19 protein-coding genes and 3 tRNA genes are annotated in these 20164 nt (G+C 63.5%); 8 read left to right on the top strand and 14 right to left on the bottom strand.

Going from position 1 to position 20164, the window contains the following annotated elements:
• Window positions 1-62: 62 nt before the first annotated feature.
• The 5 genes from clpX to ACSVIE_RS09300 all read right to left on the bottom strand — a co-directional run bounded on the left by clpX (window position 63) and on the right by ACSVIE_RS09300 (window position 4618).
• Entirely contained in the window at window positions 63-1352 is a 1290-nt protein-coding gene (gene clpX, locus ACSVIE_RS09320) for an ATP-dependent Clp protease ATP-binding subunit ClpX (protein WP_426002949.1), read from the bottom strand.
• 182 nt (window positions 1353-1534) lie between these two features.
• Window positions 1535-2194 carry an ATP-dependent Clp protease proteolytic subunit gene (locus ACSVIE_RS09315; RefSeq protein ID WP_426002951.1) on the bottom strand — a complete coding sequence of 220 codons (660 nt, stop codon included), beginning with the start codon at window positions 2192-2194 and terminating at the stop codon, window positions 1535-1537.
• A gap of 38 nt (window positions 2195-2232) precedes the next feature.
• Complete coding sequence (locus ACSVIE_RS09310) at window positions 2233-2847, bottom strand: ATP-dependent Clp protease proteolytic subunit (RefSeq protein ID WP_426007548.1); 615 nt, start codon at window positions 2845-2847, stop codon at window positions 2233-2235.
• 246 nt (window positions 2848-3093) lie between these two features.
• Window positions 3094-4473, bottom strand: a complete 1380-nt coding sequence (tig, locus tag ACSVIE_RS09305) for a trigger factor (protein WP_426002953.1) — start codon at window positions 4471-4473, stop codon at window positions 3094-3096.
• 70 nt (window positions 4474-4543) lie between these two features.
• Window positions 4544-4618 (bottom strand) — tRNA-Pro (locus tag ACSVIE_RS09300).
• 127 nt (window positions 4619-4745) lie between these two features.
• On the opposite strand from ACSVIE_RS09300, the gene ACSVIE_RS09295 reads away from it, so the two are divergent.
• Window positions 4746-4819: transfer RNA gene (locus ACSVIE_RS09295), tRNA-Gly, on the top strand.
• A 66-nt stretch (window positions 4820-4885) separates the two neighbouring features.
• Here the strand turns inward: ACSVIE_RS09295 and ACSVIE_RS09290 are convergent.
• From ACSVIE_RS09290 to ACSVIE_RS09280, 3 genes are all read right to left on the bottom strand, one after another.
• The gene (locus tag ACSVIE_RS09290) at window positions 4886-5773 is read right to left on the bottom strand and encodes an Fpg/Nei family DNA glycosylase (RefSeq protein WP_442423637.1); all 888 of its coding nucleotides are present in this window, start codon (window positions 5771-5773) and stop codon (window positions 4886-4888) included.
• Complete coding sequence (locus ACSVIE_RS09285; RefSeq protein WP_442423636.1) at window positions 5773-6255, bottom strand: ribose-5-phosphate isomerase; 483 nt, start codon at window positions 6253-6255, stop codon at window positions 5773-5775. Before ACSVIE_RS09285 ends, ACSVIE_RS09290 begins: the two co-directional genes overlap by 1 nt.
• 75 nt (window positions 6256-6330) lie before the next feature.
• On the bottom strand, window positions 6331-7341 hold the full coding sequence (locus ACSVIE_RS09280; protein WP_442423635.1) for a hypothetical protein: 1011 nt from the start codon (window positions 7339-7341) through the stop codon (window positions 6331-6333).
• A gap of 130 nt (window positions 7342-7471) precedes the next feature.
• Between ACSVIE_RS09280 and pepN the strand changes: the two genes are divergently transcribed.
• Entirely contained in the window at window positions 7472-10033 is a 2562-nt protein-coding gene (pepN, locus tag ACSVIE_RS09275) for an aminopeptidase N (RefSeq protein WP_442423634.1), read from the top strand.
• Window positions 10034-10081: 48 nt separating this feature from the next.
• Window positions 10082-10561 carry an OsmC family protein gene (locus ACSVIE_RS09270; RefSeq protein WP_442423633.1) on the top strand — a complete coding sequence of 160 codons (480 nt, stop codon included), beginning with the start codon at window positions 10082-10084 and terminating at the stop codon, window positions 10559-10561.
• Window positions 10562-10566: 5 nt separating this feature from the next.
• Here ACSVIE_RS09270 and ACSVIE_RS09265 read toward each other — a convergent pair whose 3' ends face one another.
• Complete coding sequence (locus tag ACSVIE_RS09265) at window positions 10567-11559, bottom strand: epimerase (protein ID WP_442423632.1); 993 nt, start codon at window positions 11557-11559, stop codon at window positions 10567-10569.
• 105 nt (window positions 11560-11664) lie between these two features.
• Here ACSVIE_RS09265 and ACSVIE_RS09260 point away from each other — a divergent pair, with 105 nt between their 5' ends.
• Both ACSVIE_RS09260 and ACSVIE_RS09255 read left to right on the top strand, forming a co-directional pair.
• Entirely contained in the window at window positions 11665-12351 is a 687-nt protein-coding gene (locus ACSVIE_RS09260; RefSeq protein ID WP_442423710.1) for a mechanosensitive ion channel family protein, read from the top strand.
• Window position 12352: 1 nt separating this feature from the next.
• Window positions 12353-12826, top strand: coding sequence for a globin (locus tag ACSVIE_RS09255; RefSeq protein WP_426007551.1), 474 nt, complete (start codon window positions 12353-12355; stop codon window positions 12824-12826).
• Here the strand turns inward: ACSVIE_RS09255 and ACSVIE_RS09250 are convergent.
• On the bottom strand, window positions 12815-13501 hold the full coding sequence (locus ACSVIE_RS09250) for a hypothetical protein (RefSeq protein ID WP_442423631.1): 687 nt from the start codon (window positions 13499-13501) through the stop codon (window positions 12815-12817). The two genes, ACSVIE_RS09255 and ACSVIE_RS09250, sit on opposite strands and share 12 nt — an antisense overlap.
• A 63-nt stretch (window positions 13502-13564) precedes the next feature.
• Here ACSVIE_RS09250 and ACSVIE_RS09245 point away from each other — a divergent pair, with 63 nt between their 5' ends.
• Window positions 13565-14470, top strand: coding sequence for an acyl-CoA thioesterase (locus ACSVIE_RS09245; protein ID WP_426002962.1), 906 nt, complete (start codon window positions 13565-13567; stop codon window positions 14468-14470).
• A gap of 67 nt (window positions 14471-14537) precedes the next feature.
• Here the strand turns inward: ACSVIE_RS09245 and ettA are convergent, their stop codons facing one another.
• From ettA to ACSVIE_RS09230, 3 genes are all read right to left on the bottom strand, one after another.
• Window positions 14538-16220, bottom strand: a complete 1683-nt coding sequence (gene ettA, locus ACSVIE_RS09240) for an energy-dependent translational throttle protein EttA (RefSeq protein ID WP_426002964.1) — start codon at window positions 16218-16220, stop codon at window positions 14538-14540.
• A gap of 86 nt (window positions 16221-16306) precedes the next feature.
• The gene (locus ACSVIE_RS09235; RefSeq protein WP_426002966.1) at window positions 16307-16771 is read right to left on the bottom strand and encodes a DUF6993 domain-containing protein; all 465 of its coding nucleotides are present in this window, start codon (window positions 16769-16771) and stop codon (window positions 16307-16309) included.
• 121 nt (window positions 16772-16892) lie between these two features.
• Window positions 16893-16965, bottom strand: a tRNA-Arg gene (locus tag ACSVIE_RS09230).
• 196 nt (window positions 16966-17161) lie between these two features.
• Between ACSVIE_RS09230 and ssb the strand changes: the two genes are divergently transcribed.
• Complete coding sequence (ssb, locus tag ACSVIE_RS09225; RefSeq protein ID WP_442423630.1) at window positions 17162-17761, top strand: single-stranded DNA-binding protein; 600 nt, start codon at window positions 17162-17164, stop codon at window positions 17759-17761.
• Window positions 17762-17818: 57 nt separating this feature from the next.
• Entirely contained in the window at window positions 17819-18532 is a 714-nt protein-coding gene (locus tag ACSVIE_RS09220) for a DNA alkylation repair protein (protein ID WP_442423629.1), read from the top strand.
• Here the strand turns inward: ACSVIE_RS09220 and mptB are convergent.
• Window positions 18525-20081 (bottom strand): polyprenol phosphomannose-dependent alpha 1,6 mannosyltransferase MptB, encoded by a 1557-nt coding sequence (mptB, locus tag ACSVIE_RS09215; RefSeq protein WP_426002970.1) that lies wholly within the window; start codon window positions 20079-20081, stop codon window positions 18525-18527. The two genes, ACSVIE_RS09220 and mptB, sit on opposite strands and share 8 nt — an antisense overlap.
• Window positions 20082-20164: the final 83 nt, after the last annotated feature.

The following is a 20164-nucleotide window of genomic DNA, read 5'->3' as shown; positions in this document are numbered from 1 at the left end:
ACGGAATAGGACGCTAGGGGCGTGGTAAAGCGGCAAGCCCCGCTCTTTGCTGCAACCGGGCGTCAGGCGGACTTATTCCGCCGCTTGGCGACGACGTCGTGGGCGATCATGGTCGGTTGGGCCTTCTTGGCCACGACATCGGCCGTAATCACAACCGTAGCAATATCGTCCCGGCTGGGAAGGTCGAACATGACGGGAAGCAGGACTTCCTCCATGATGGCGCGGAGTCCACGGGCTCCCGTTCCGCGCTCCAGGGCCTGGTCGGCGATGGCATTGAGCGCGTCGTCGTCGAACTGAAGCTCCACGCCGTCCAGCTGGAACATTTTTTGGTACTGCTTGACGAGCGCGTTCTTGGGCGTGGACAGGATCTGGATCAAGGCAGGCCGGTCCAGGTTGGATACCGTCGTAATGACCGGGAGGCGGCCGATGAATTCGGGAATAAGCCCGAACTTGAGCAGGTCCTCCGGCATGACTTCACCGTAAGTGTCCACGTTGTCCCGGACTTCGTTGAGCTGGGCACCGAAGCCGATCCCCTTGCGGCCCGAACGCGAACCAATGATGTCTTCGAGCCCTGCAAAAGCACCGGCAACGATGAACAGCACGTTGGTGGTATCAATCTGGATGAATTCCTGGTGCGGGTGCTTGCGTCCGCCTTGCGGCGGAACGGAGGCAACCGTCCCTTCGAGGATCTTGAGCAAGGCCTGCTGGACGCCCTCACCGGAAACATCCCTGGTGATGGACGGGTTCTCGCTCTTGCGGGAGATTTTGTCGATCTCGTCGATGTAGATAATGCCCTGTTCGGCCTTCTTGACGTCATAATCCGCGGCCTGGATCAGCTTGAGCAGGATGTTCTCCACGTCCTCACCGACGTAGCCTGCCTCCGTGAGGGCCGTGGCATCTGCCACGGCAAACGGAACATTGAGGCGCCGGGCCAGGGTCTGGGCCAAGTAGGTCTTTCCGCAGCCGGTAGGACCGATCAGCAGGATATTGGATTTGGCGATCTCCACGTCCTCGTGGTGGCCGCCCTCTCCGAGGCTTCCACTCTTGGGCGCGTGGCCGGCCTGGATGCGCTTGTAATGGTTGTAGACGGCAACGGCGAGGGATCGTTTGGCGGGCTCCTGCCCGATCACGTACTCCTGCAGGAAGTCGAAGATCTCCCGCGGTTTGGGCAACTCAAAACTGCCGAGATCGGAAACTTCGGCGAGCTCTTCCTCGATGATCTCGTTGCACAACTCGATGCACTCATCGCAGATGTACACACCGGGACCGGCTATTAGCTTGCGTACCTGCTTCTGGCTCTTTCCGCAAAAAGAACACTTCAACAGGTCCGTGCTCTCGCCAATCCGAGCCATGTGGGAATCCCTTCGTTGCATGCGGGTGATGCGGCTCCGCGCCGTACTCAAGTGTGCGGCTTCGCCGCGGTTGGCACCACCGTGACAACATCCACTCTAGGTCACAATGGGCTGCTTGGGTGGAAACAGAACGCCGGTGCGGTCCATGTTTCGCGAACCGCACCGGCGTGAATTTCCGAGTGCTACCGGGCGATTGCCTGGGGCTTGATCTTGCGGGAGTCCAGGACCTGGTCGATCAGACCGTAAGCCCGGGCCTCTTCCGCGGTGAGGATCTTGTCGCGCTCAATGTCGTTGTTGACTTGATCGGACGTCCGGCCGGAGTGCTGGGCCAGCGTGTCTTCTAGCCAGGTCCGCATGCGCATGACTTCAGCCGCCTGGATTTCCAGGTCCGAGGCTTGCCCGCCCTGGCCTCCGGACAGCGCGGGCTGATGGATCAGCACGCGGGCGTTCGGAAGGGCGAGGCGCTTGCCCGGCGTGCCTGCCGCCAGGAGTACTGCCGCAGCGCTGGCAGCCTGGCCCAGGCAAACCGTCTGGATCTCGGGCCGGATGTACTGCATGGTGTCGTAGATGGCTGTCATGGCCGTGAAGGATCCACCCGGCGAGTTGATGTACAGGGTGATGTCGCGGTCCGGGTCGGTGGATTCCAGGACCAGCAGCTGGGCCATGATGTCGTCCGCCGAGGCGTCGTCCACCTGCACACCGAGGAAGATGATGCGGTCCTCAAACAGCTTGGTGTACGGGTCCTGGCGCTTGAAGCCGTAGGGCGTGCGCTCTTCGAACTGGGGCAGGACGTAGCGGCTGGTGGGGAGGTTGCCGGCGGACCATCCGAAGTTGTAGTTCATGTCAATTGCTCCTGGTTTTCAGTGGTTCTCTATGCCGGCTAGTTGTTGTTGGCATCCGACTGGTTGGCCGTTCCGCCGCCACCGGCCACGGAGCCGGCATGCGCCGAGATCTTGTCGAAGAAGCCGTATTCCAGTGCCTCGGTGGCAGTGAACCACTTGTCGCGGTCGTTGTCCTTGAGGATGGTTTCGACGGTCTGGCCCGTCTGCTCCGCCGTCAGTTCGGCCATGACCTTCTTCATGTGGAGGATCAGTTCGGCCTGGATCTTGATGTCCGAGGCCGTGCCGCCGATGCCGCCGGACGGCTGGTGCATCAGGATACGGGCGTTCGGGGTGGCATAGCGCTTGCCCTTCGTGCCGGAGGACAACAGGAACTGGCCCATTGAAGCGGCAAGGCCGGTGGCGACGGTGACAACATCGTTCGGGATGAACTGCATGGTGTCGTAGATGGCCATGCCTGCCGTGACGGAACCGCCGGGCGAGTTGATGTAGAGGTAGATGTCTTTCTCGGGGTCCTCAGCCGAGAGCAGCAGCAGCTGTGAGCAGATCGCGTTCGCGTTCTCGTCACGGACTTCAGAGCCGAGCCAGATGATGCGCTCTTTCAGCAGGCGGTTGTAGATGTAGTTGTCCTGGGCTGCGGGATCGACAGTTGCCATCCGGGGAGCCGCTGATTGCTGTGACATAAGTGCTTACCTCTCGCTCTGTGCCAGTGACCTCACTGAACTTCACTACTTGGACACTAACCGTTTTGACAGGCGTTTTGTTCGCCGGAATCGCGCTGTTCGCTGACGGCGCACCATTGGCCGGCGGGTGACGTCTTCCGGCGCCGGGGCGATGGTGCGGAGGGGTTAAAACAGGACGGCCCTGGATTACTGGAATCCAGGGCCGTCCTTTACAGCTGGTTAGAACTTCACTGCTGCGGGGTCGTCGCTTGCAGCAACTTCGGCTTCTTCGGAGGCCTCGGCAGCGGCCTCGCCGGCCTCAACTTCCCCGGCGGGGCGCACGAAGTCGGTGAGGTCGACCTTGTTGCCCTCGGAGTCAACAACCTCGGCCTGGCCCAGCACGACAGCCAGGGCCTTGCGGCGGCGAACCTCGGAAACCATCATGGGAACCTGGCCGCTCTGATCAATGATCTGGGCGAACTGGTTCGGGTCCATGCCGTACTGGCTGGCCGTGGTGACGATGTAGTCGATCAGCTCGTTCTGGCTGACTTCGACTTCTTCCTTGTCCGCAATGGCGTCGAGGATGACCTCGTTCTGGAAGGCGCGCTCGGTGTTGGCCTTAACCTCGGCGCGGTGTTCTTCGGTGTCGTGGTCACCTTCGCCGTGCGAGTTCTCCGGGTTGAAGTGGGCCTCAACCTGCTCGTCAACAACTGAAGCGGGGACGGGAACCTCAACAAGTTCAACGAGCTTGTCGAGTACCTTGTCGCGGGCTTCGACGCCCTGTCCGACGACTTTGGAGTCGGCCGCCTGCTTGGCGAGGTCCTCGCGGAGCTCAGCAAGGGTGTCGAATTCGGAAGCGAGCTGGGCGAAATCGTCATTGGCCTCGGGAAGCTCGCGCTCCTTGACGGCCTTGACGACGACCTTCACCTGGGCGGCTTCGCCGGCGTGGTCACCGCCAACGAGGGTGGTGTCGAAGATTGCTTCCTCGTCAACGGAAAGACCGGTGACGGCCTCATCAAGGCCTTCGAGCATGGTCCCGGCGCCAACCTGGTAGGACAGACCGGCTGCGGAATCGATGTCTTCGCCGTCGATCGTGGCAGTGATGTCGATGGTGAGGAAGTCGTCGTTCTGCGCAGGACGGTCAACGGACCTCAGCGTGCCGAAACGGCCACGGAGCTCGTCCAGGGCCTTGTCGACGTCGGCTTCGGAGGACTCTGCGGCGGCAACCTCAACCTTGATGCCGGCGTAGTCGGGAAGTTCGATCTCCGGTCGGACATCGACCTCTACCTGGAACTTGAGCTCACCCTCGGTAGCGGACGGGTCCGGAACCTCGGTGATCTCGACCTCAGGACGGCTCAGCGGACGCACACCGGTTTCCTGGACTGCAGCCTGGTACCAGCCATTGAGGCCGTCGTTGATGGCCGTCTCCAGGACGTAACCGCGACCGACGCGCTGGTCAATGATCCGGGAGGGAACCTTGCCCTTGCGGAATCCCGGTACCTGGATCTGCGAAGCAACGGTCTTGTAAGCGGCATCGATGCTCGGCTTCAGTTCTTCAAACGGAACCTCAACATTGAGCTTGACCCGCGTGGCGGTGAGGTTCTCGACAGCGCTCTTCACAGTCTAAGTACTCCTGGTTTTGTGGGTATGGGGTTCTGCCGCGCCCCTCGGAGCGGGCACAAACACAGAGTCGGGGTGACAGGATTTGAACCTGCGACTTCCTGCTCCCAAAGCAGGCGCTCTAGCCAAGCTGAGCTACACCCCGAATGCACAGGACAGTCTACGGGCAAGCGGGCCGGGAATGCACATTTGACACCGCCGCCGTAATTAGGTTTAGTTGTACCCGGCTCGAACAGCCACCGGGAAGATGTCCGGAACGGAGATCTTTACCCGGGGACGTAGCTTAATGGTAAAGCCTCAGTCTTCCAAACTGATTACGCGGGTTCGATTCCCGTCGTCCCCTCCAGGACAAGAAGGAGCCCCGATCCACCAGGATCGGGGCTCCTTCGGCGTTAAAGACCACCCGTTGCGACTAAACCTGGCAGCCGGGACACCAATAGAGTTTCCGCGCACCAATCTCAGTCATGCCCACCAGCGTTCCGCATGCCCGGCAGGGCAGACCCTGCCGCTTGTAGACAAAGTGGGCATCGGCGTCGGGCGCGCTGCCGTGGCCCCCGGTCCAGAGCCTCGGAGGCGTGGTGACGATCCTGCCGTCACGGACACCGTCGGACATGGTGGAGACAGTGTCGTCCCACAGCCTCCCGGCCGTTTCGGCGTCGATCGCCGTGCCCGGGGTCCAGGGATCAACAGCCTGCCGGAACAGCACTTCCGCACGGTAGATGTTGCCGACGCCGGCCAGCACCGACTGGTCCATCATCAGCAGGCCGACCGCCGTTTTGCGCCGTCGGAGCCTGCGGACGAACTCCTCCCGGTCACCTGGCAGATTCCGCAGCGGATCCGGCCCCAGGCGGTCAAGGACAGACCGGACGTCGTCCGCCGTGATGGCAGCGCACGTGGTGGCTCCTCGAAGGTCCGCCCATCCATGGCCGGATACCAGCCGGACACGCACGGCCCCAACCGGTGGCGGCGGCCCCGTGTAGACAGGCTCGTCCCCCGCCGGACCGGTCTCGCGTTCTCCGATCCGGCGGGGCGCACCGATGCTTGAGGCGCCCGTGAACGAACTGTCGCCGCCGAAGCTCCATGCACCGTAAAGCCCCAGATGCACGTGCAGGGACAGGCCGTTTCCGAACTGCAGGAACAACTGCTTGCCGTGCGCCATGGCTTCCTCCAGGACGTGCCCGTCCAGGAGGGCAGCGCCTTCGGCAAACCGCCCCTGGGGGCTGCTGACCTGGAGGCGCTCTCCGGCGAACACGTCCTGGAACTGCCGGGCCAGCCGGTGGACGGAATGACCTTCGGGCACTACTGGACGATCTCGCCGGTGGTTTCGTAGACGGCAATCTTGCCGATGCGGCGGACGTGGCGCTCGTCATTGCTGAACGGCTCCTGGAGGAACGCCTCAATAAGCCCGGTGGCTTCCTCGACACTGTGCTGACGGCCGCCGACGGCGATAACGTTGGCGTCGTTGTGTTCGCGGGCCAGCTTTGCCGTGGAGAGGTTCCACGCCAAGGCAGCGCGTACGCCCTTGACCTTGTTGGCGGCGATCTGTTCGCCGTTGCCGGAGCCGCCCAGGACGATTCCGAGCGCGTGGATCCCCTGCTGCTGGTCCGCTACCACTGCCTCACCTGCATTGATGCAGAACGAGGGGTAGTCATCCAGCGCGTCGTATTCCTTGGGACCGTGGTCCACCACGTCGTAGCCCTGGGCGGTGAGGTGGCTGACCAGGTGGGCGCTGAGTTCCATGCCTGCGTGGTCCGTGGCGATGTGGACGCGGGGTTTAGTCACAGGAAGTCCGTTTCTTTCGAGTGCGCTGGTCCGGATCCTTGCCGGGGCGCGGTGGGGAGGGATGCGCTACCTAGGTTACCGCGACCCCGGCTGCCCGGGTTCTCCTCCGCGGTGGGCCCTCTCCGCGGCCCGGTTGAGTATTCCGGCGAGGTTGTCGGCCGCTGCCGCCGTGCCGGCACTGAGCGCGACCCGCCGCCCGTTCAGCTTCCGAACCACCACAGCGGGCCCGCTGCTGACCAGCATGGCAGTGGCATCGTCATGGTGGCGCCAGCCCCAACCGCCGTAGTCCGCAGCCTTCACGTCGGTAGGGGCGGCAGCAGCGATGTCGACGGCGGGAACGGTCAGGACGCGCACGATTCCCCCGGCGAAGACCTGCAGGCCTCCCCTGTCCGCCCGTACCCGGGCAAAGAGGAAACCGGCCCCGACCAGCGCGGCAACCACCAGGAGGGCACCCAGCCAGGGAAGGGCAACCGCAATGAGGACGGCAGGAAAGACCGCTGCAACGATGATCATGATGAAGACCGAACTCCGGGCATGGACCCACATCCTCAGGCTGTCCCGTGCAAGGTCCGGGTCGGCAGCCAGCAAGGCTGCAGTTTCCAGCGCCTGGTCGTCCTCCCTCGTCCATCGCGGGTCGGGCTTGAAGGCCATCATCATGACGACGCTGAGTGCCACGGCGGCACCACTGCCCATGGCAAGGATGACGGGGTCAACGTGCGTGGACCGGGCATCGACGGCACCCGACTGCCCCACCAGCCCGGCGGCAAGGACAGCTGTCACGAACAAGCTCACCAGCAGGCCCATCCCCATCAGGACCCGCCGCATGATGACCGGACGGGAAACGGGAACAGCCTGGAAAAACGCGATCCAGCCGACGAGGGTGATCAGGGCTGCGCCTCCTGAAACGTAGGCGCCGAAAGGCGCAAACGAGCTTCCGCCGTCGGAATTCCACATGACCGCAACGGGCTCCGGCAAGCTGTTCCGCAGCAGTTGGGCGCAGACAACAAAGCCGCCGGCCAGCAACAACGGAAAGACCACTGCAAACCGCAGGGCCCGGATATCCATTGAATCGCGGAACGTTCCCATGATCCAACGCTACTCCGAACCAGCGACACCGGGACGCCGCCTCCTTGCCATCACCGCGTGGAGTGAAAGAATGGCTTCACACTGAGGCCGGAACAGCCCGGCCTGCCACCCCGACCACTCTGGAGGCATCTTGCCAGGCCTGAATTTGACGCGCGAAGAAGCTGCGCAGCGCGCTGCGATACTCAACGTCGAGTCCTACAACGTCACTTTGGACCTCACCAAAGGTGCCACCGTCTTCGGATCGACAACCGTGGTGCGGTTCTCCGCCACCGCGGGATCCTCAACGTTTATTGATGCCATTACCGAAACTGTCCACAGCGTGACGCTCAACGGCCGGCAACTGGACCCTGCCGAGGTATCCGATGGCGTCCGGATCAGCCTGCCCGCCCTGGAGGCGGACAATGAACTGACGATTGTCAGCGATGCCCCGTATATGAACACCGGCGAAGGACTCCACCGGTTCGTCGACCCGGTGGACAACGAGGTATACCTCTACACGCAGTTCGAGGTTCCCGACTCCCGGCGCATGTTCGCCGTCTTCGAGCAGCCGGACCTGAAGGCCTCCTTCACCTTCACCATCACTGCACCGGCCCACTGGGATGTCATCTCAAATTCCCCGACACCTGCACCGGAACCCGCAGACGCGGGGGAAGACGGATCAGCCCGTTCCGTGTGGAAGTTCGCTCCGACACCGCGGCTGTCGTCCTATGTCACCGCGCTCATCGCCGGGCCCTACCAGTCCGTCCGCTCCGAAGTGACCAGCAGCGACGGCCGCACTGTCCCGTTGGGCGTCTTCGCACGCAAGTCCCTGATGCAGTACCTGGATGCCGACAACATTTTCGAACTGACGCGTCAGGGTTTCGAGTTCTTCGAAGCGCAGTTCGGGTGTCCGTACCCGTTCGAGAAGTACGACCAGCTCTTCGTCCCCGAATTCAACGCCGGAGCCATGGAGAACGCCGGCGCCGTCACCATCCTTGAGGGCTATGTCTTCCGCGGGAAAGTCACGGAGGCACAGGTTGAACGCCGCGCCATCACGGTCCTGCACGAACTGGCCCACATGTGGTTCGGTGACCTGGTGACCATGCGCTGGTGGAACGATCTCTGGTTGAACGAATCCTTCGCCGAGTACATGTCGCACCTGGCAGCCGTGGAGAACACCGAATTCGACCGGGCCTGGACGACGTTCGCCTCGGTGGAGAAGTCCTGGGCGTACCGGCAGGACCAGCTTCCCACCACCCACCCGATCTTTGCCGAGATCAACGACCTCCAGGACGTTGAGGTCAACTTCGACGGCATCACCTATGCCAAGGGAGCATCCGTCCTGCGCCAACTGGTGGCCTGGGTTGGTCCTGAACAGTTCATGTCCGGAGTGCGGGCCTACTTCGGCAAGCACGCGTGGAGCAACACCGAACTGGCAGACCTCATGGTGGAACTGGAAGCAGCCAGCGGCCGCGACCTTGACCAGTGGGGCAGGCTATGGCTGGAAACAGCGGGGGTGAACACGCTCTCTCCCGCCATCGATGCAGATGCTGAGGGCACCATTACCGGCTTCGCGATCAACCAGACCGCCATCGACGAGCACCCCACCCTGCGCCCCCACCGCCTCGCAGTGGGGTTCTACAACAGGACTCCTGAAGGAAAACTCGAACGCACCCACCGTGAAGAACTCGACGTTGACGGTCCCCGGACCGAGGTGCCGGAACTGGTGGGCCTCAAGCGTCCGGACCTGGTGCTGCTTAATGACGACGACCTCGCCTATGCCAAGGTGCGGCTGGACCCGGACTCGTGGGCCACGGCCAAGGAACACCTGAAGGACTTCGCCGCCAGCCTTCCCCGCACACTCGTATGGGGCTCGGCGTGGGACGCCGCGCGCGACGGCGAAACACCGGCCCGTGGGTACGTTGACCTGATCCTGGCCAACATTGCGCACGAAACGGACTCCTCCGTGATCCTGGTCCAGCTGCGCCAACTGGCCACGGCACTGACATACTTCGTCGCCGAAGAGCACAAGCTCCGCTCCACCACGGAGGCAGCCGGAAAGCTTTGGGACCTGGCGTCGCAGGTTGAACCGGGCTCGGATGCCCAGCTGCAGTTTGCCAAGTCCTTTGCCCAACTGGCCCGCAGCGGGGACCAGCTCGACCGGATCCAGGAACTCCTTGACGGCACCGATACCCTGGCCGGGCTGACCGTGGACCAGGACATGCGTTGGGAGCTCCTGACTGCCCTTGTTGCCGGCGGACGGCAAGGACAGGAGCGCATCGACGAGGAACTGGCCCGGGACAACACCTCCAACGGGCAGAACGCTGCAGCCCAGGCCAAGGCAGCCATCCCCACCCCGGAAGCCAAAGCCGCAGCCTGGGACTCGATCGTGGTCAAGGGCGAGCTGTCCAACGCGCTCCAGGCATCCGCCGTCGCAGGTTTCATGAGGGTTGCCGATACCGCGCTGCTGGAGCCGTATGCCGGGAAGTATTTCGACGCCGTGCCGGGAATCGTCAAGGAACGTACCCATGCGCTGGCACAGCAGATCGTGGTGGGGCTCTACCCGGCGCAGCTCACCACACAGGCCACCGTGGACCGTACCGACCGGTTCCTTGCCGGCCTGCCGGAGGAGAGTGCGGCACTGCGCCGCATGATGCTGGAGAACCGCGATGCGGTGGCACGCGCCCTCCGGGCCAGGGCTGCCGACGCCTGAGACGTTGAGGTCCTGCGGACAGTCTCCAATAAGTGGCAGACTGTCCGCATGGGCCTGAACGAACACCACTACGCGCTGACCGTCCGCTGGACCGGAAACCTCGGCGAGGGAACGTCCAGCTATCGCGGGTACTCACGCGACCACGACGTCGAAATCCCGGGATTGCCCACGTTGCAGGGTTCTTCGGACCCCACCTTCCATGGCGACCGGTCACGCTACAACCCGGAGCAACTCCTGTTGGCGGCGTTGTCGCAGTGCCACATGCTGTCCTTCCTTCATGTGGCGGTCAAGCACGGCGTTGTGGTCACGGCCTACGAGGACCACGCCGAAGGGCTCATGAAACTCAACCGCGACGGCAGCGGCCAGTTCGGAAGCGTCACCCTGAAGCCGCAGGTGGCAGTCGTGGACCCCGCCCATGCCGAGCTCATGGCGCAGCTGCACCACGAAGCCAACCAGGTCTGCTTCATAGCGCGCAGCGTCAACTTCCCGGTCCGCCACGAGCCCGTGACGACGGCGGCAGTTGCCTGACGCTGTCAGGCGGGCATCAGTGCCACGAGCCTTTTTTCCGTACCCGGTGACAGCCCGGCTTTCCTGTCCCGCCCGAGTCCCCGCAGCCGCTCATCGGCGAGGGTGTCCCGCAGGGTTTCCCGCCAGGGCCGCAACACCATGCCCTGTTCCCGCGCAGCGTCGTTGCTGCGGGCCTGGAATCCCTCATGCCCCGGCGGCAGCCACAGCGGCAACGAATCGTGACCCGACCAGTACCCGACACCCTGGTCAGCAAGCCATTCTTCCGGCGCCGTCACCACGTGGGGCCGGTCCTCGGCCAAACGCAGGCAAGCCTCCAGGTAGTCGCCAAAAGGCACCACGTCCCCCAGGGCGTTAAAGGAGCCCGCCAGCCCACGCACGGCAGCGTCAATGACCCAGAAGGCGAGGTCGCGCACATCGATGATCTGGGTGGGATCACCGGCAATGTCGGGCACCAGCACAGGACGTTCCGCACCCTGGGCGCACCGTGCAGGCCAGTAGCCGTAGCGGTCGGAAGCGTCACCCGGTCCCCCGATCAACCCTGACCGGACAATGTGGGCCTTCTCCCCCACCAGGTCCCGGGTCATTCGCTCAATCGCGGACTTTGATTCGCCATAGGTCTCCGGCGTCCCGGCCTGATCCTCCGGCAGGGGCTTGAGCAGCGCCGAGTCTTCGGCAGCGCCCGGAACCGAATGGTCAGCATAAACAGAGCAACTGGAGACGAAGGTCCAGTGGCCGGCATCCGCGCCCAGGGCCTGAAGGGCCACCCTTGCCTGAACAGGGTCCCGTGACACCTCCACCACTTCGTCCCAACGGCGGCCTGCGAGCCCGTCAAAGACGGCGGAACCCAAGGCACGGTCCGCGCGGACCCAGGCTACGCCGTCGGGCGCTTGTGCCGAAGTACCCCGGGCCAGGCAGGTGACCTCGTGCCCGGCGGCCACGGCCTGCCGGGCGATTTCGGCGGACAGGAAGGCGGTACCGCCCAGGACGAGGATGCGCATGCGGCTACGCTACGGCGATAGGGTTAATGGTGGACAGAGTGTTCCGCGCCAGGCGAACACGGGCCGACGACAAGGAGCTTGTACACCTTGACCTTCTTCCCTCCCATGGAAACCCTCACGATTGAACCGGAAAAGATCGATGTAGTCTCGATCCTCATCACAGTGGGCGTTGGCCTGCTGGTGTGGACCGTGGCACGCTTCATCATCCTGCGCATCACACGGAGGGTTGCCTCCGGCAGCTCGTTCTTCAAGAAACCGCATTTCAAATGGGTGCAGCCCGCCATCAGGGCACTGGACCATGAACGCCGGTCGCAGCGGGCGCAAACCATCGGTTCGCTGCTGACCAGCCTGGTCAGCGTGATCGTGGTGGTCATCGTGATCATCTACGTCCTCAAATTCATGAACGTGGACGTCGCTCCCCTGCTCACCAGCGTCGGCATCCTCGGTGTAGCCATCGGTTTCGGCGCGCAACAGCTGATCCGCGACTTCCTCGCCGGAATCTTCATCACCATCGAAGACCAATACGGAATCGGCGACGTGATCGTCACCAGCGAAGTCATTGGTACCGTTGAATCCGTAGGCCTGCGGATTACGCGTGTCCGGGCCGAGGACGGCGCCATCTGGTACCTCCGGAACGGCGAAATCCTCCGCGTCGGCAACAGGTCCCAAGGCGACTACGTTCCCCTGGAAACACCGGAATCCGGCGACGACGGCCACGCAACCGCTGTTCCCGCCGGAGCCAGGGCAGCCACCGGATCCGCCAAGAAGCCCGAGGAGAAGGCAAATGAGTGACATGACTGCGGGCCGGCAACCGGCAGCGGCAGGACCGGCGGCGGGACCCCGACGCCAGTTGATGCAGAACGACCCCTTCAGCCAACCGGCCTACACGGACAGTTTCTACGCAGCCGTCGGTGGCCACGACACGTTCGTGAAACTGATCGATGTCTTCTACGACGGCGTTGCGCAGGACCCGCTGCTGCGGCCCATGTACCCGGAAGAAGACCTCGAACCGGCCAAGCGGCGATTCCTCATGTTCCTGGAACAGTACTGGGGTGGCCCCACCACCTATGGCGAGGAACGCGGGCACCCGCGCCTGCGCATGCGGCACATGCCGTTCCGGGTCACCCCCGAGGCCAAAGACCGCTGGCTCTTCCACATGAGGACCGCCGTGGATTCCCTGGGGCTCTCGCCCCTGCACGAGGGCACCCTGTGGGATTACATGGAACGCGCAGCGCTGACCATGGTGAACAGTCCCTCAGCGGGGTGACTCCCGGCCCGTCAAGCCAAGGCCGGTGCCGGTGCGGACCAGGACGTGCCCGCGGGATCCGCTGAGGCGGAACCAGCGGCCGTTCCGGAACACCTGATGGCTGCCCCCGCCCAGGAAGCCCAATGCGAACGCCGCGAAAGCGGCGCCGGCCGGCAGCCCGGGCTGCCCCTCGAGTTCCCGCCCCCAAACCGCGGCACGGGCAGTATTCACGACGGCGGCCCCCGCCATGGCGGGCACCACGCCTGCCACTTCGGCCATCCCCGACTCGGCAGCGGTCCGAAGGAAATCGTCGGAGAGCGTGCCGAGTGCCTCCCAGCCGCTGCGCGGGGCACTGACGCCCGCCCACGATTCGGAGACCGTTGCAGGTGGAACCGGCAACTCAACGTCTCCCTCACCGGACCGGGCCAACCGGTCCATCACCGAGGCGAGCCTGACGGTGGCGTCGGCCTGCGCGGGCTCGGCCAAGGCCATGGTGCGCAGGCCGAGGATGGTGGGCGTGGACTCACCGAGAATCCGCGGCCGCAAAACGCAGACGTAGGCCGCCAGCACCTGTCCGGATGCCTGGAGCCGGATCGCGCCGTCATCGATGCTCTTGGCCCGCATGATATACGTCCGGAGATCGGTCAGGTCGCGTGGATCGGTAAAGCGGAAAGACTGGGTCAAAACGTCGGTCACATCATCGACTCTACCGGCATGTCCTCGGTTGAGAGGGCTCAGGGCGCCGTCTAGAGTCGAACCATGACTGACACAAACGCCGGCGTCGAGGTGGACACCTCCACCGGCGATCCCATGGAGATACTGATTGGATTGCTGGACCTGGGCGACTTCGATGGAGCCCGGACCAACGAGGACATCTTCCTTGGGCCCTCACAGAAACAACCCCGCCACAGGGTCTTCGGCGGGCAGGTCCTGGCACAGTCCATGATGGCCGGCATGCGTACCGTGGACAATGACCGCGTGGCGCATTCCATGCACGGCTACTTTCTCCGGCCGGGCGATGCCAACAAGCCCATCACCTTTGGCGTCGAAAGGCTCCGTGACGGCAGGTCGTTCTCTGCACGCCGCGTCCACGCGTACCAGGACGGGGTCCCGATCCTCTCCATGATTGCCTCGTTCCAGGTGGAGGACGAAGGCCTCGACCATCAGGCGGCCATGCCCCAAGGCATCCCGGACCCCGAGTCCCTGCCCAGCACCGCCGAGTTGCTGTCCCATTTTGACCATCCCATGGCCCGGCATATGTCCTCGGAGCGTCCGTTCGATGTCCGGCACGTGGACCCCGCCCTCTACGTCAACCCGCCGCGCGAACACGTTGCGACCAACGCAGTGTGGATGAAGACCATGGGACCCCTGCCGGATGACCCCAACCTTCACCGCGCAGCACTGGCCTTTGCCAGCGACTACACCCTGTTGGAACCCATCCTCCGCAAACACGGGCTGTCCTGGATGACCCCCGGAATGAGCGTGGCCAGCTTGGACCATGCCATGTGGTGGCACCGGCCCGTTCGGGTGGATGAATGGATGCTCTATGTCCAGGAGTCACCCAGCGCACAGGGCGCCCGGGGGCTGGCCACCGGCCGGATCTTCGACCGGGAGGGCCACCACGTGGCAACCGTGGCGCAGGAAGGCATGGTCAGGATTCCCTGACGCAGTTCGCTTGAAACCCGAAAATGGCCGCCCCTTGCGGGGCGGCCATTTTCATCGCTTTTGGTGCTTAGTCGCGGGTCAGGCGGCGGTGCGTGACGCGGTGCGGCTTGGCCGCATCCGGGCCGAGGCGCTCCACCTTGTTTTCCTCGTACGATTCGAAGTTGCCCTCGAACCAGTACCACTTGGAGGGGTTCTCGTCATCGCCCTCGTAAGCCAGGATGTGGGTTGCCACCCGGTCCAGGAACCACCGGTCGTGCGAGACCACAACTGCACAGCCGGGGAAGTCAAGAAGTGCGTTCTCGAGGCTGCTCAGGGTTTCGACATCGAGGTCGTTGGTTGGTTCGTCAAGGAGCAGGAGGTTTCCGCCCTGTTTAAGGGTCAGGGCCAGGTTGAGGCGGTTGCGTTCACCACCGGACAGCACTCCGGCCTTCTTCTGCTGGTCCGGGCCCTTGAACCCGAAGGCAGAGACGTAGGCGCGGGAGGGCATTTCCACCTGGCCGACCTGGATGTGGTCAAGTCCGTCGGACACGACCTCCCACAGCGTCTTGTTCGGGTCGATGCCGCCGCGGGACTGGTCGACGTAGGAGATCTTGACCGAGTCACCGATCTTGAGGTCGCCGCCGTCGAGCGGTTCCATCCCGACGATCGTCTTGAACAGCGTGGACTTGCCCACACCGTTGGGACCGATCACGCCAACGATGCCGTTGCGGGGCAAAGAGAAGGACAGATCCTCGATGAGGACACGGTCGTCAAAGCCCTTCTTGAGATCCTTTGCCTCGATGACCAGGTTGCCCAGGCGGGGTCCCGGCGGGATCTGGATCTCCTCGAAGTCCAGCTTGCGGGTCCGCTCTGCTTCTGCGGCCATTTCCTCGTACCGTGCCAGACGGGCCTTGGACTTGGTCTGGCGGCCCTTGGCGTTGGAACGCACCCACTCGAGTTCCTCGGTGAGGCGCTTGGCAAGCTTGGCGTCCTTCTTGCCCTGGACCTCCAGGCGGGCCTTCTTCTTCTCCAGGTACGTGGAGTAGTTGCCCTCGTACGGGTAGAGGTGGCCACGGTCGACCTCCGCGATCCACTCGGCAACGTGGTCCAGGAAGTAGCGGTCGTGGGTCACGGCAAGGACGGCACCCGGGTACTTGGAGAGGTGCTGCTCAAGCCAGAGCACGCTCTCGGCATCCAGGTGGTTGGTCGGCTCGTCCAGGAGGAGGAGATCCGGCTTCTGCAGGAGCAGCTTGCACAGTGCCACACGGCGGCGTTCACCACCGGAGAGCACAGTGACATCGGCGTCGGCCGGCGGGCAGCGCAGTGCGTCCATGGCCTGCTCGAGCTGGGAGTCGATGTCCCAGGCGTCGGCCGCGTCGATGGCTTCCTGCAACTTGCCCATTTCTTCGAGCAGGGTGTCGTAATCGGCATCCGGGTTGGCCATCTCCTCGGAGATTTCGTTAAACCGCTGGATCTTGCCGTAGATCTCGCCGACGCCCTCCTGGACGTTGCCGAGGACCGTCTTTTCCTCATTGAGCGGCGGTTCCTGCAAGAGGATGCCCACGGTGTAACCGGGGCTCAGGCGGGCCTCGCCGTTTGAAGGGGTGTCCAGTCCTGCCATGATCTTCAGGATGGTGGACTTGCCGGCACCGTTCGGGCCAACGACGCCGATCTTCGCGCCTGGATAGAACGACATGCTGACATCGTCCAGAATAAGTTTGTCGCCAACGGCCTTTCGGGCCTTGGTCATCGTGTAAATGAATTCCGCCATGCCCTTAAATCTAGTGGCTAGGCGGCTGGAACTCACATTCGGCCACTGCGGCGGGACGGTCGTCGTGCGCTCCGGGTTGCCAGCGGCTACCGCGAGTCGCCGATGAAGCACTTCCCTGTGGAAAGGACCGGCAGGACCGTGACGGTCACGGCTCCATCGCGGATCTGGCCAACGACGCACTCTTCACCGGACAAGGCGGCGGCTTCCATGGCGTCAACATCAAGCCCTGTAGGGGTCCGGCTTGCAGATACCTCGATGGCATCATTGGGCACGCCTGCGGCCGCCAACGCGGTGCGAACGGCCTGCCGGTCCGGTTTCGGGTTGGCGGACACCAGGTCCTTGAGGGTTCTTTCCATCGCCGTGGCGGTTGCTGCCACGTCCGTCGAGGTGCTTTCCAGGGAGCGTGCCGGGACCTCGGCGGTCACCGGGACCTCCGCGGAAGCCGGTGGCTGCACCGCAGGCACGCCGTCCGGGCCTGTGGACGCGCTGCTTTGCACCGTGCCGGAGCACGCTGCCAGCGTCACCGCACCGGCAAGAAGGATGGAAATCAAGGCCGGCTTCTTGGCCCTGCCGCCCATGCTGTGCTCATGCCACACGCGCTTCCCCCAATGTCACTCGGCAATGACTCCTGAAAAGTGATCCCCCGGATCCAGGTGGATCCGGGGGACTCGGCGCCCCAGGAGGGAATCGAACCCCCGACCGGCGGATTAGAAGGCCGCTGCTCTATCCCCTGAGCTACTGGGGCATCCGGTGCCGCAACAGTGTCGCGGCCGCTGGCGCCACAAAGAGTTTACAGTGCAATCGCTCCGTGCCGGGCCACCGCCACCCGTCCTCCACAATGCGCTTTTTACACATACGCCATCTGGCCCCTGCCCGGACTATCCGGCGTGCCGGAAGCTGAAATAGCCAGCCGGCACTTGCCTACAAAAGGAAGGACCATCATGAACGACACCATTACCCTCCGGGGATTTGTTGCCTCTGACGTCAGGAGCTCCACGACCACCCACGGAACATCCACTGCCTCCTTTCGGCTCGGAACAACTGAACGGAGGTATGACCGGGCGAGCAATTCCTGGGTGGACGGACACACCAACTGGTACACGATCCAGGCGTTCCGGTACCTGGCCGGACACGTGGGGTGCAGCATCAAGAAGGGACAACGCGTCATGGTCACAGGCAGGCTCCGGTTGCGGCAGTGGGAGCATGAGGGCCGCATCTACCACGTGGCGGAGGTAGACGCCGAATCCGTGGGCCATGACCTCATGTGGGGTTCGGCAAACTTCACGCGGATGAATGGCGCTGCAGGACCTGCACAAGGCACACCGTCGGAAACTCCCAATGGAGCGGCGTCTGACCAACCCAGGGAAGACGTGCCATGGGATGCGGAAAACCCGGACGGCGCAGCTCCGGACGATCAGCACACTGGAGGAAGCAGCCTCCCGCTTGAAGACGAATCCACCGGGAACACGGACCCCGACGACGTACCGGCCGGCCTCATGCTGGACACAACCACGGGTGAACTGATGGATGCCATGGGTTGAGGGGGATGCTGTGGCCACGTGGCAGGTCCCCTGCGGAACGGGTCCTAGAGTGTAGCCATGGACACCGGAAGATTGGTCGAGGACATCCGAACCACCTTGAAGGCGGCCGGGGATGCAGAGCGCGCAAGGGGTGCGCAAGCCTACATGAAGTCGGAAATGCCCTCTTGGGGCGTCCGCGTACCTGACGTTAGAAGAATCACCAAGGCAGCCCTCAAACACCATCCGGTGAAGACTCCTGACGACCTTCGCCAGGCAGTCCTCGAGTTGTGGCGCACAGCCGAAGCAAGGGAAGAACGCTATGCGGCCATCGACCTCACCGGAGCGCGGCTGGTCAGAGGGGATCCGGGCATGGTGCCGGTGTATGAGGAGATCATCAGGACCGGTGCATGGTGGGACTTGGTGGACGGTGTGGCACCCAGGATCTGTGCCCTGCTCCAGGCCAACAAGGAGACCATGACTCCCCTGTTGCTTCAGTGGTCCAAAGACCCGGACTTGTGGATCCGGAGGTCCTCCATCACGTCCCAGCTGGCTGCCAAATCTGCTACGGATACGCGCTTGCTGTCTGCAGTCATTGAGCCAAACCTGCAGGACAAGGAGTTCTTCATCCGCAAGGCCATTGGTTGGGCGCTGCGCGAATACAGTAAGACGGATCCCGGCTGGGTGCGGGCATTTGCCGACACCCACATGGCAGCCCTCAGCCCCCTGTCCCGCCGGGAAGCCCTCCGCCTGCTTTCCTCAGGGACCGCGGTTTCGGCCACCAGGCTCAGATAATGGGGCGCAGTCCGGGCTCGTCCCGTTTGCGGAACAGGCTCTTCGTCTTGGGATCCACAAAGATCAAGTAGACAGCGAAGAGGAGCGCGATGATGGCGGCTGCATTGCGCGCCAGCGTGAGGGCCAACCCAAGGTCTTCGCTTTGGAGGTACGGGAAGACGTCCAGCTGGTCCGAGATGGCATAGACCATAAAGAAGGAGACCACGAAGTACACCGCCTTGACCTGCCAGTCGTTTCGAATCCCCGTCACGGCGAACAGGGGTATCAGCCAGACCACATACCAGGACTGGATCATGGGTGCGAGCAGCACGATCGCGGCGAAAGCAAGTGTGAGGCGGCGCATCAGCCTGTCGTGGTCGCCCCTGAAGACCTGCCAGGCGATGGCCGCCACCATCAGCAGCTTGCCGGCATCGTAGACCCACTTGGCCATGCCCCAGCCGTCCAGGCCGAAGACATTGAAAATGGACGCCACAATCAGGCCGATCAACCCGACAGGCGCATACCAGATCCAAACGCTGCCCGGAGCCGAGAGGCCCTTGATCCAGCCAAAGCCGAAGCCGTTGACCAGGCTCATGGCGTAGAGGAGGCCGAATGTGAGGGCAGCAGTGAGGAACCAGTACAGGAACTTGCGGGGCCAGGATGCTCCTTTGCCTGCCCACAAGAGTCCGATGAAGGGCAGGAAGACCACAGTAATCGGCTTCACCGAGATGGAAAGTGTCACCAGGACAATGCCCAGGATGACCCTGCGGGTGGCGCAGTAGTACAGGCCGGCCAAGGCCAGCCCGATCATCAGGGCATCATTATGGACACTGGCGATGAAGTTCGTCAGGAAGAGCGGATTCGCTGCTGTGAGCCACAGCGCCCGGTGCGGGTTCACCCCGTGGAGCTCAGCCAGTTTGGGTACGTAGATGATGCACAGCACCACGCCCGCCAGGGCCACCAGACGAAACAGCATGATGGAAGCCTCGGGGTGCACATTGGTCACCCAGACCACGAATTGCTCGATCCACAGGAAGAACTGCCCGTAGGGAACCGGCGCTTCGGTCCACATCTTGTCTGCACCCAGTTGGAAGTAGTTGGGCAGGGCAGAAATCCCGTTCTCGTAGGGATTCATGCCTTCCACCATCAGCCGGCCCTGGCCGATGTAGGCGTAGACGTCACGACTGAACAGCGGAACCGTGAACATCATGGGCAGACCCCACGCGATCACGGCCTGGAGGGTCGCTTTGCGGGCTTCCAGGCCCCAGACCCGCACACGCTGGCCCAAGCGCAACCAGGCCCGGACCAACAGCATGCCGCCAACGGCTAGCAGGACGATGGAGAGGCCTACCCCGACGCCCTCTGTCCGCATCCAGATAAACAGCGGCAGGCGGCGCAGTTCCGACACCGGCGCAAGCCAGCCCACACCCAGCGACCCGAACACCAGGAACATGGAACCAACGAATCCGGCAATCAGCGGGGACCGGGCGTTGTCCACCTCGGCCGCTGCTGCTTCCGCGGGCGGCGCTTCCATCCCTGCCTTGTGGTCGGCGGGTACAGGCACCGTCATGTGGTTTTATCCAATCGTTGGCCCGAATGCTTCGGGACAGGAATCTGAAGGGCTGGGGGCTTTTTTACAGCAGGTAGAAACGA

This window comes from Paenarthrobacter sp. NCHU4564 (assembly GCF_052156435.1).
Taxonomy (GTDB): domain Bacteria; phylum Actinomycetota; class Actinomycetes; order Actinomycetales; family Micrococcaceae; genus Arthrobacter.
This window is presented reverse-complemented; position numbering and strand designations above follow the sequence as displayed.

Excerpts from the sequence above, each read along its gene's own strand:
- clpX (WP_426002949.1), bottom strand. The coding sequence starts at position 1,352 with ATGGCTCGGATTGGCGAGAGCACGGACCTGTTGAAGTGTTCTTTTTGC.
- ACSVIE_RS09315 (WP_426002951.1), bottom strand. The coding sequence starts at position 2,194 with ATGAACTACAACTTCGGATGGTCCGCCGGCAACCTCCCCACCAGCCGC.
- ACSVIE_RS09310 (WP_426007548.1), bottom strand. The coding sequence starts at position 2,847 with ATGGCAACTGTCGATCCCGCAGCCCAGGACAACTACATCTACAACCGC.
- ACSVIE_RS09280 (WP_442423635.1), bottom strand. The coding sequence starts at position 7,341 with ATGGGAACGTTCCGCGATTCAATGGATATCCGGGCCCTGCGGTTTGCA.
- ACSVIE_RS09270 (WP_442423633.1), top strand. The coding sequence starts at position 10,082 with ATGGGCCTGAACGAACACCACTACGCGCTGACCGTCCGCTGGACCGGA.
- ACSVIE_RS09265 (WP_442423632.1), bottom strand. The coding sequence starts at position 11,559 with ATGCGCATCCTCGTCCTGGGCGGTACCGCCTTCCTGTCCGCCGAAATC.
- ACSVIE_RS09260 (WP_442423710.1), top strand. The coding sequence starts at position 11,665 with ATGGAAACCCTCACGATTGAACCGGAAAAGATCGATGTAGTCTCGATC.
- ACSVIE_RS09255 (WP_426007551.1), top strand. The coding sequence starts at position 12,353 with ATGACTGCGGGCCGGCAACCGGCAGCGGCAGGACCGGCGGCGGGACCC.
- ACSVIE_RS09245 (WP_426002962.1), top strand. The coding sequence starts at position 13,565 with ATGACTGACACAAACGCCGGCGTCGAGGTGGACACCTCCACCGGCGAT.
- ettA (WP_426002964.1), bottom strand. The coding sequence starts at position 16,220 with ATGGCGGAATTCATTTACACGATGACCAAGGCCCGAAAGGCCGTTGGC.
- ssb (WP_442423630.1), top strand. The coding sequence starts at position 17,162 with ATGAACGACACCATTACCCTCCGGGGATTTGTTGCCTCTGACGTCAGG.
- ACSVIE_RS09220 (WP_442423629.1), top strand. The coding sequence starts at position 17,819 with ATGGACACCGGAAGATTGGTCGAGGACATCCGAACCACCTTGAAGGCG.
- mptB (WP_426002970.1), bottom strand. The coding sequence starts at position 20,081 with ATGACGGTGCCTGTACCCGCCGACCACAAGGCAGGGATGGAAGCGCCG.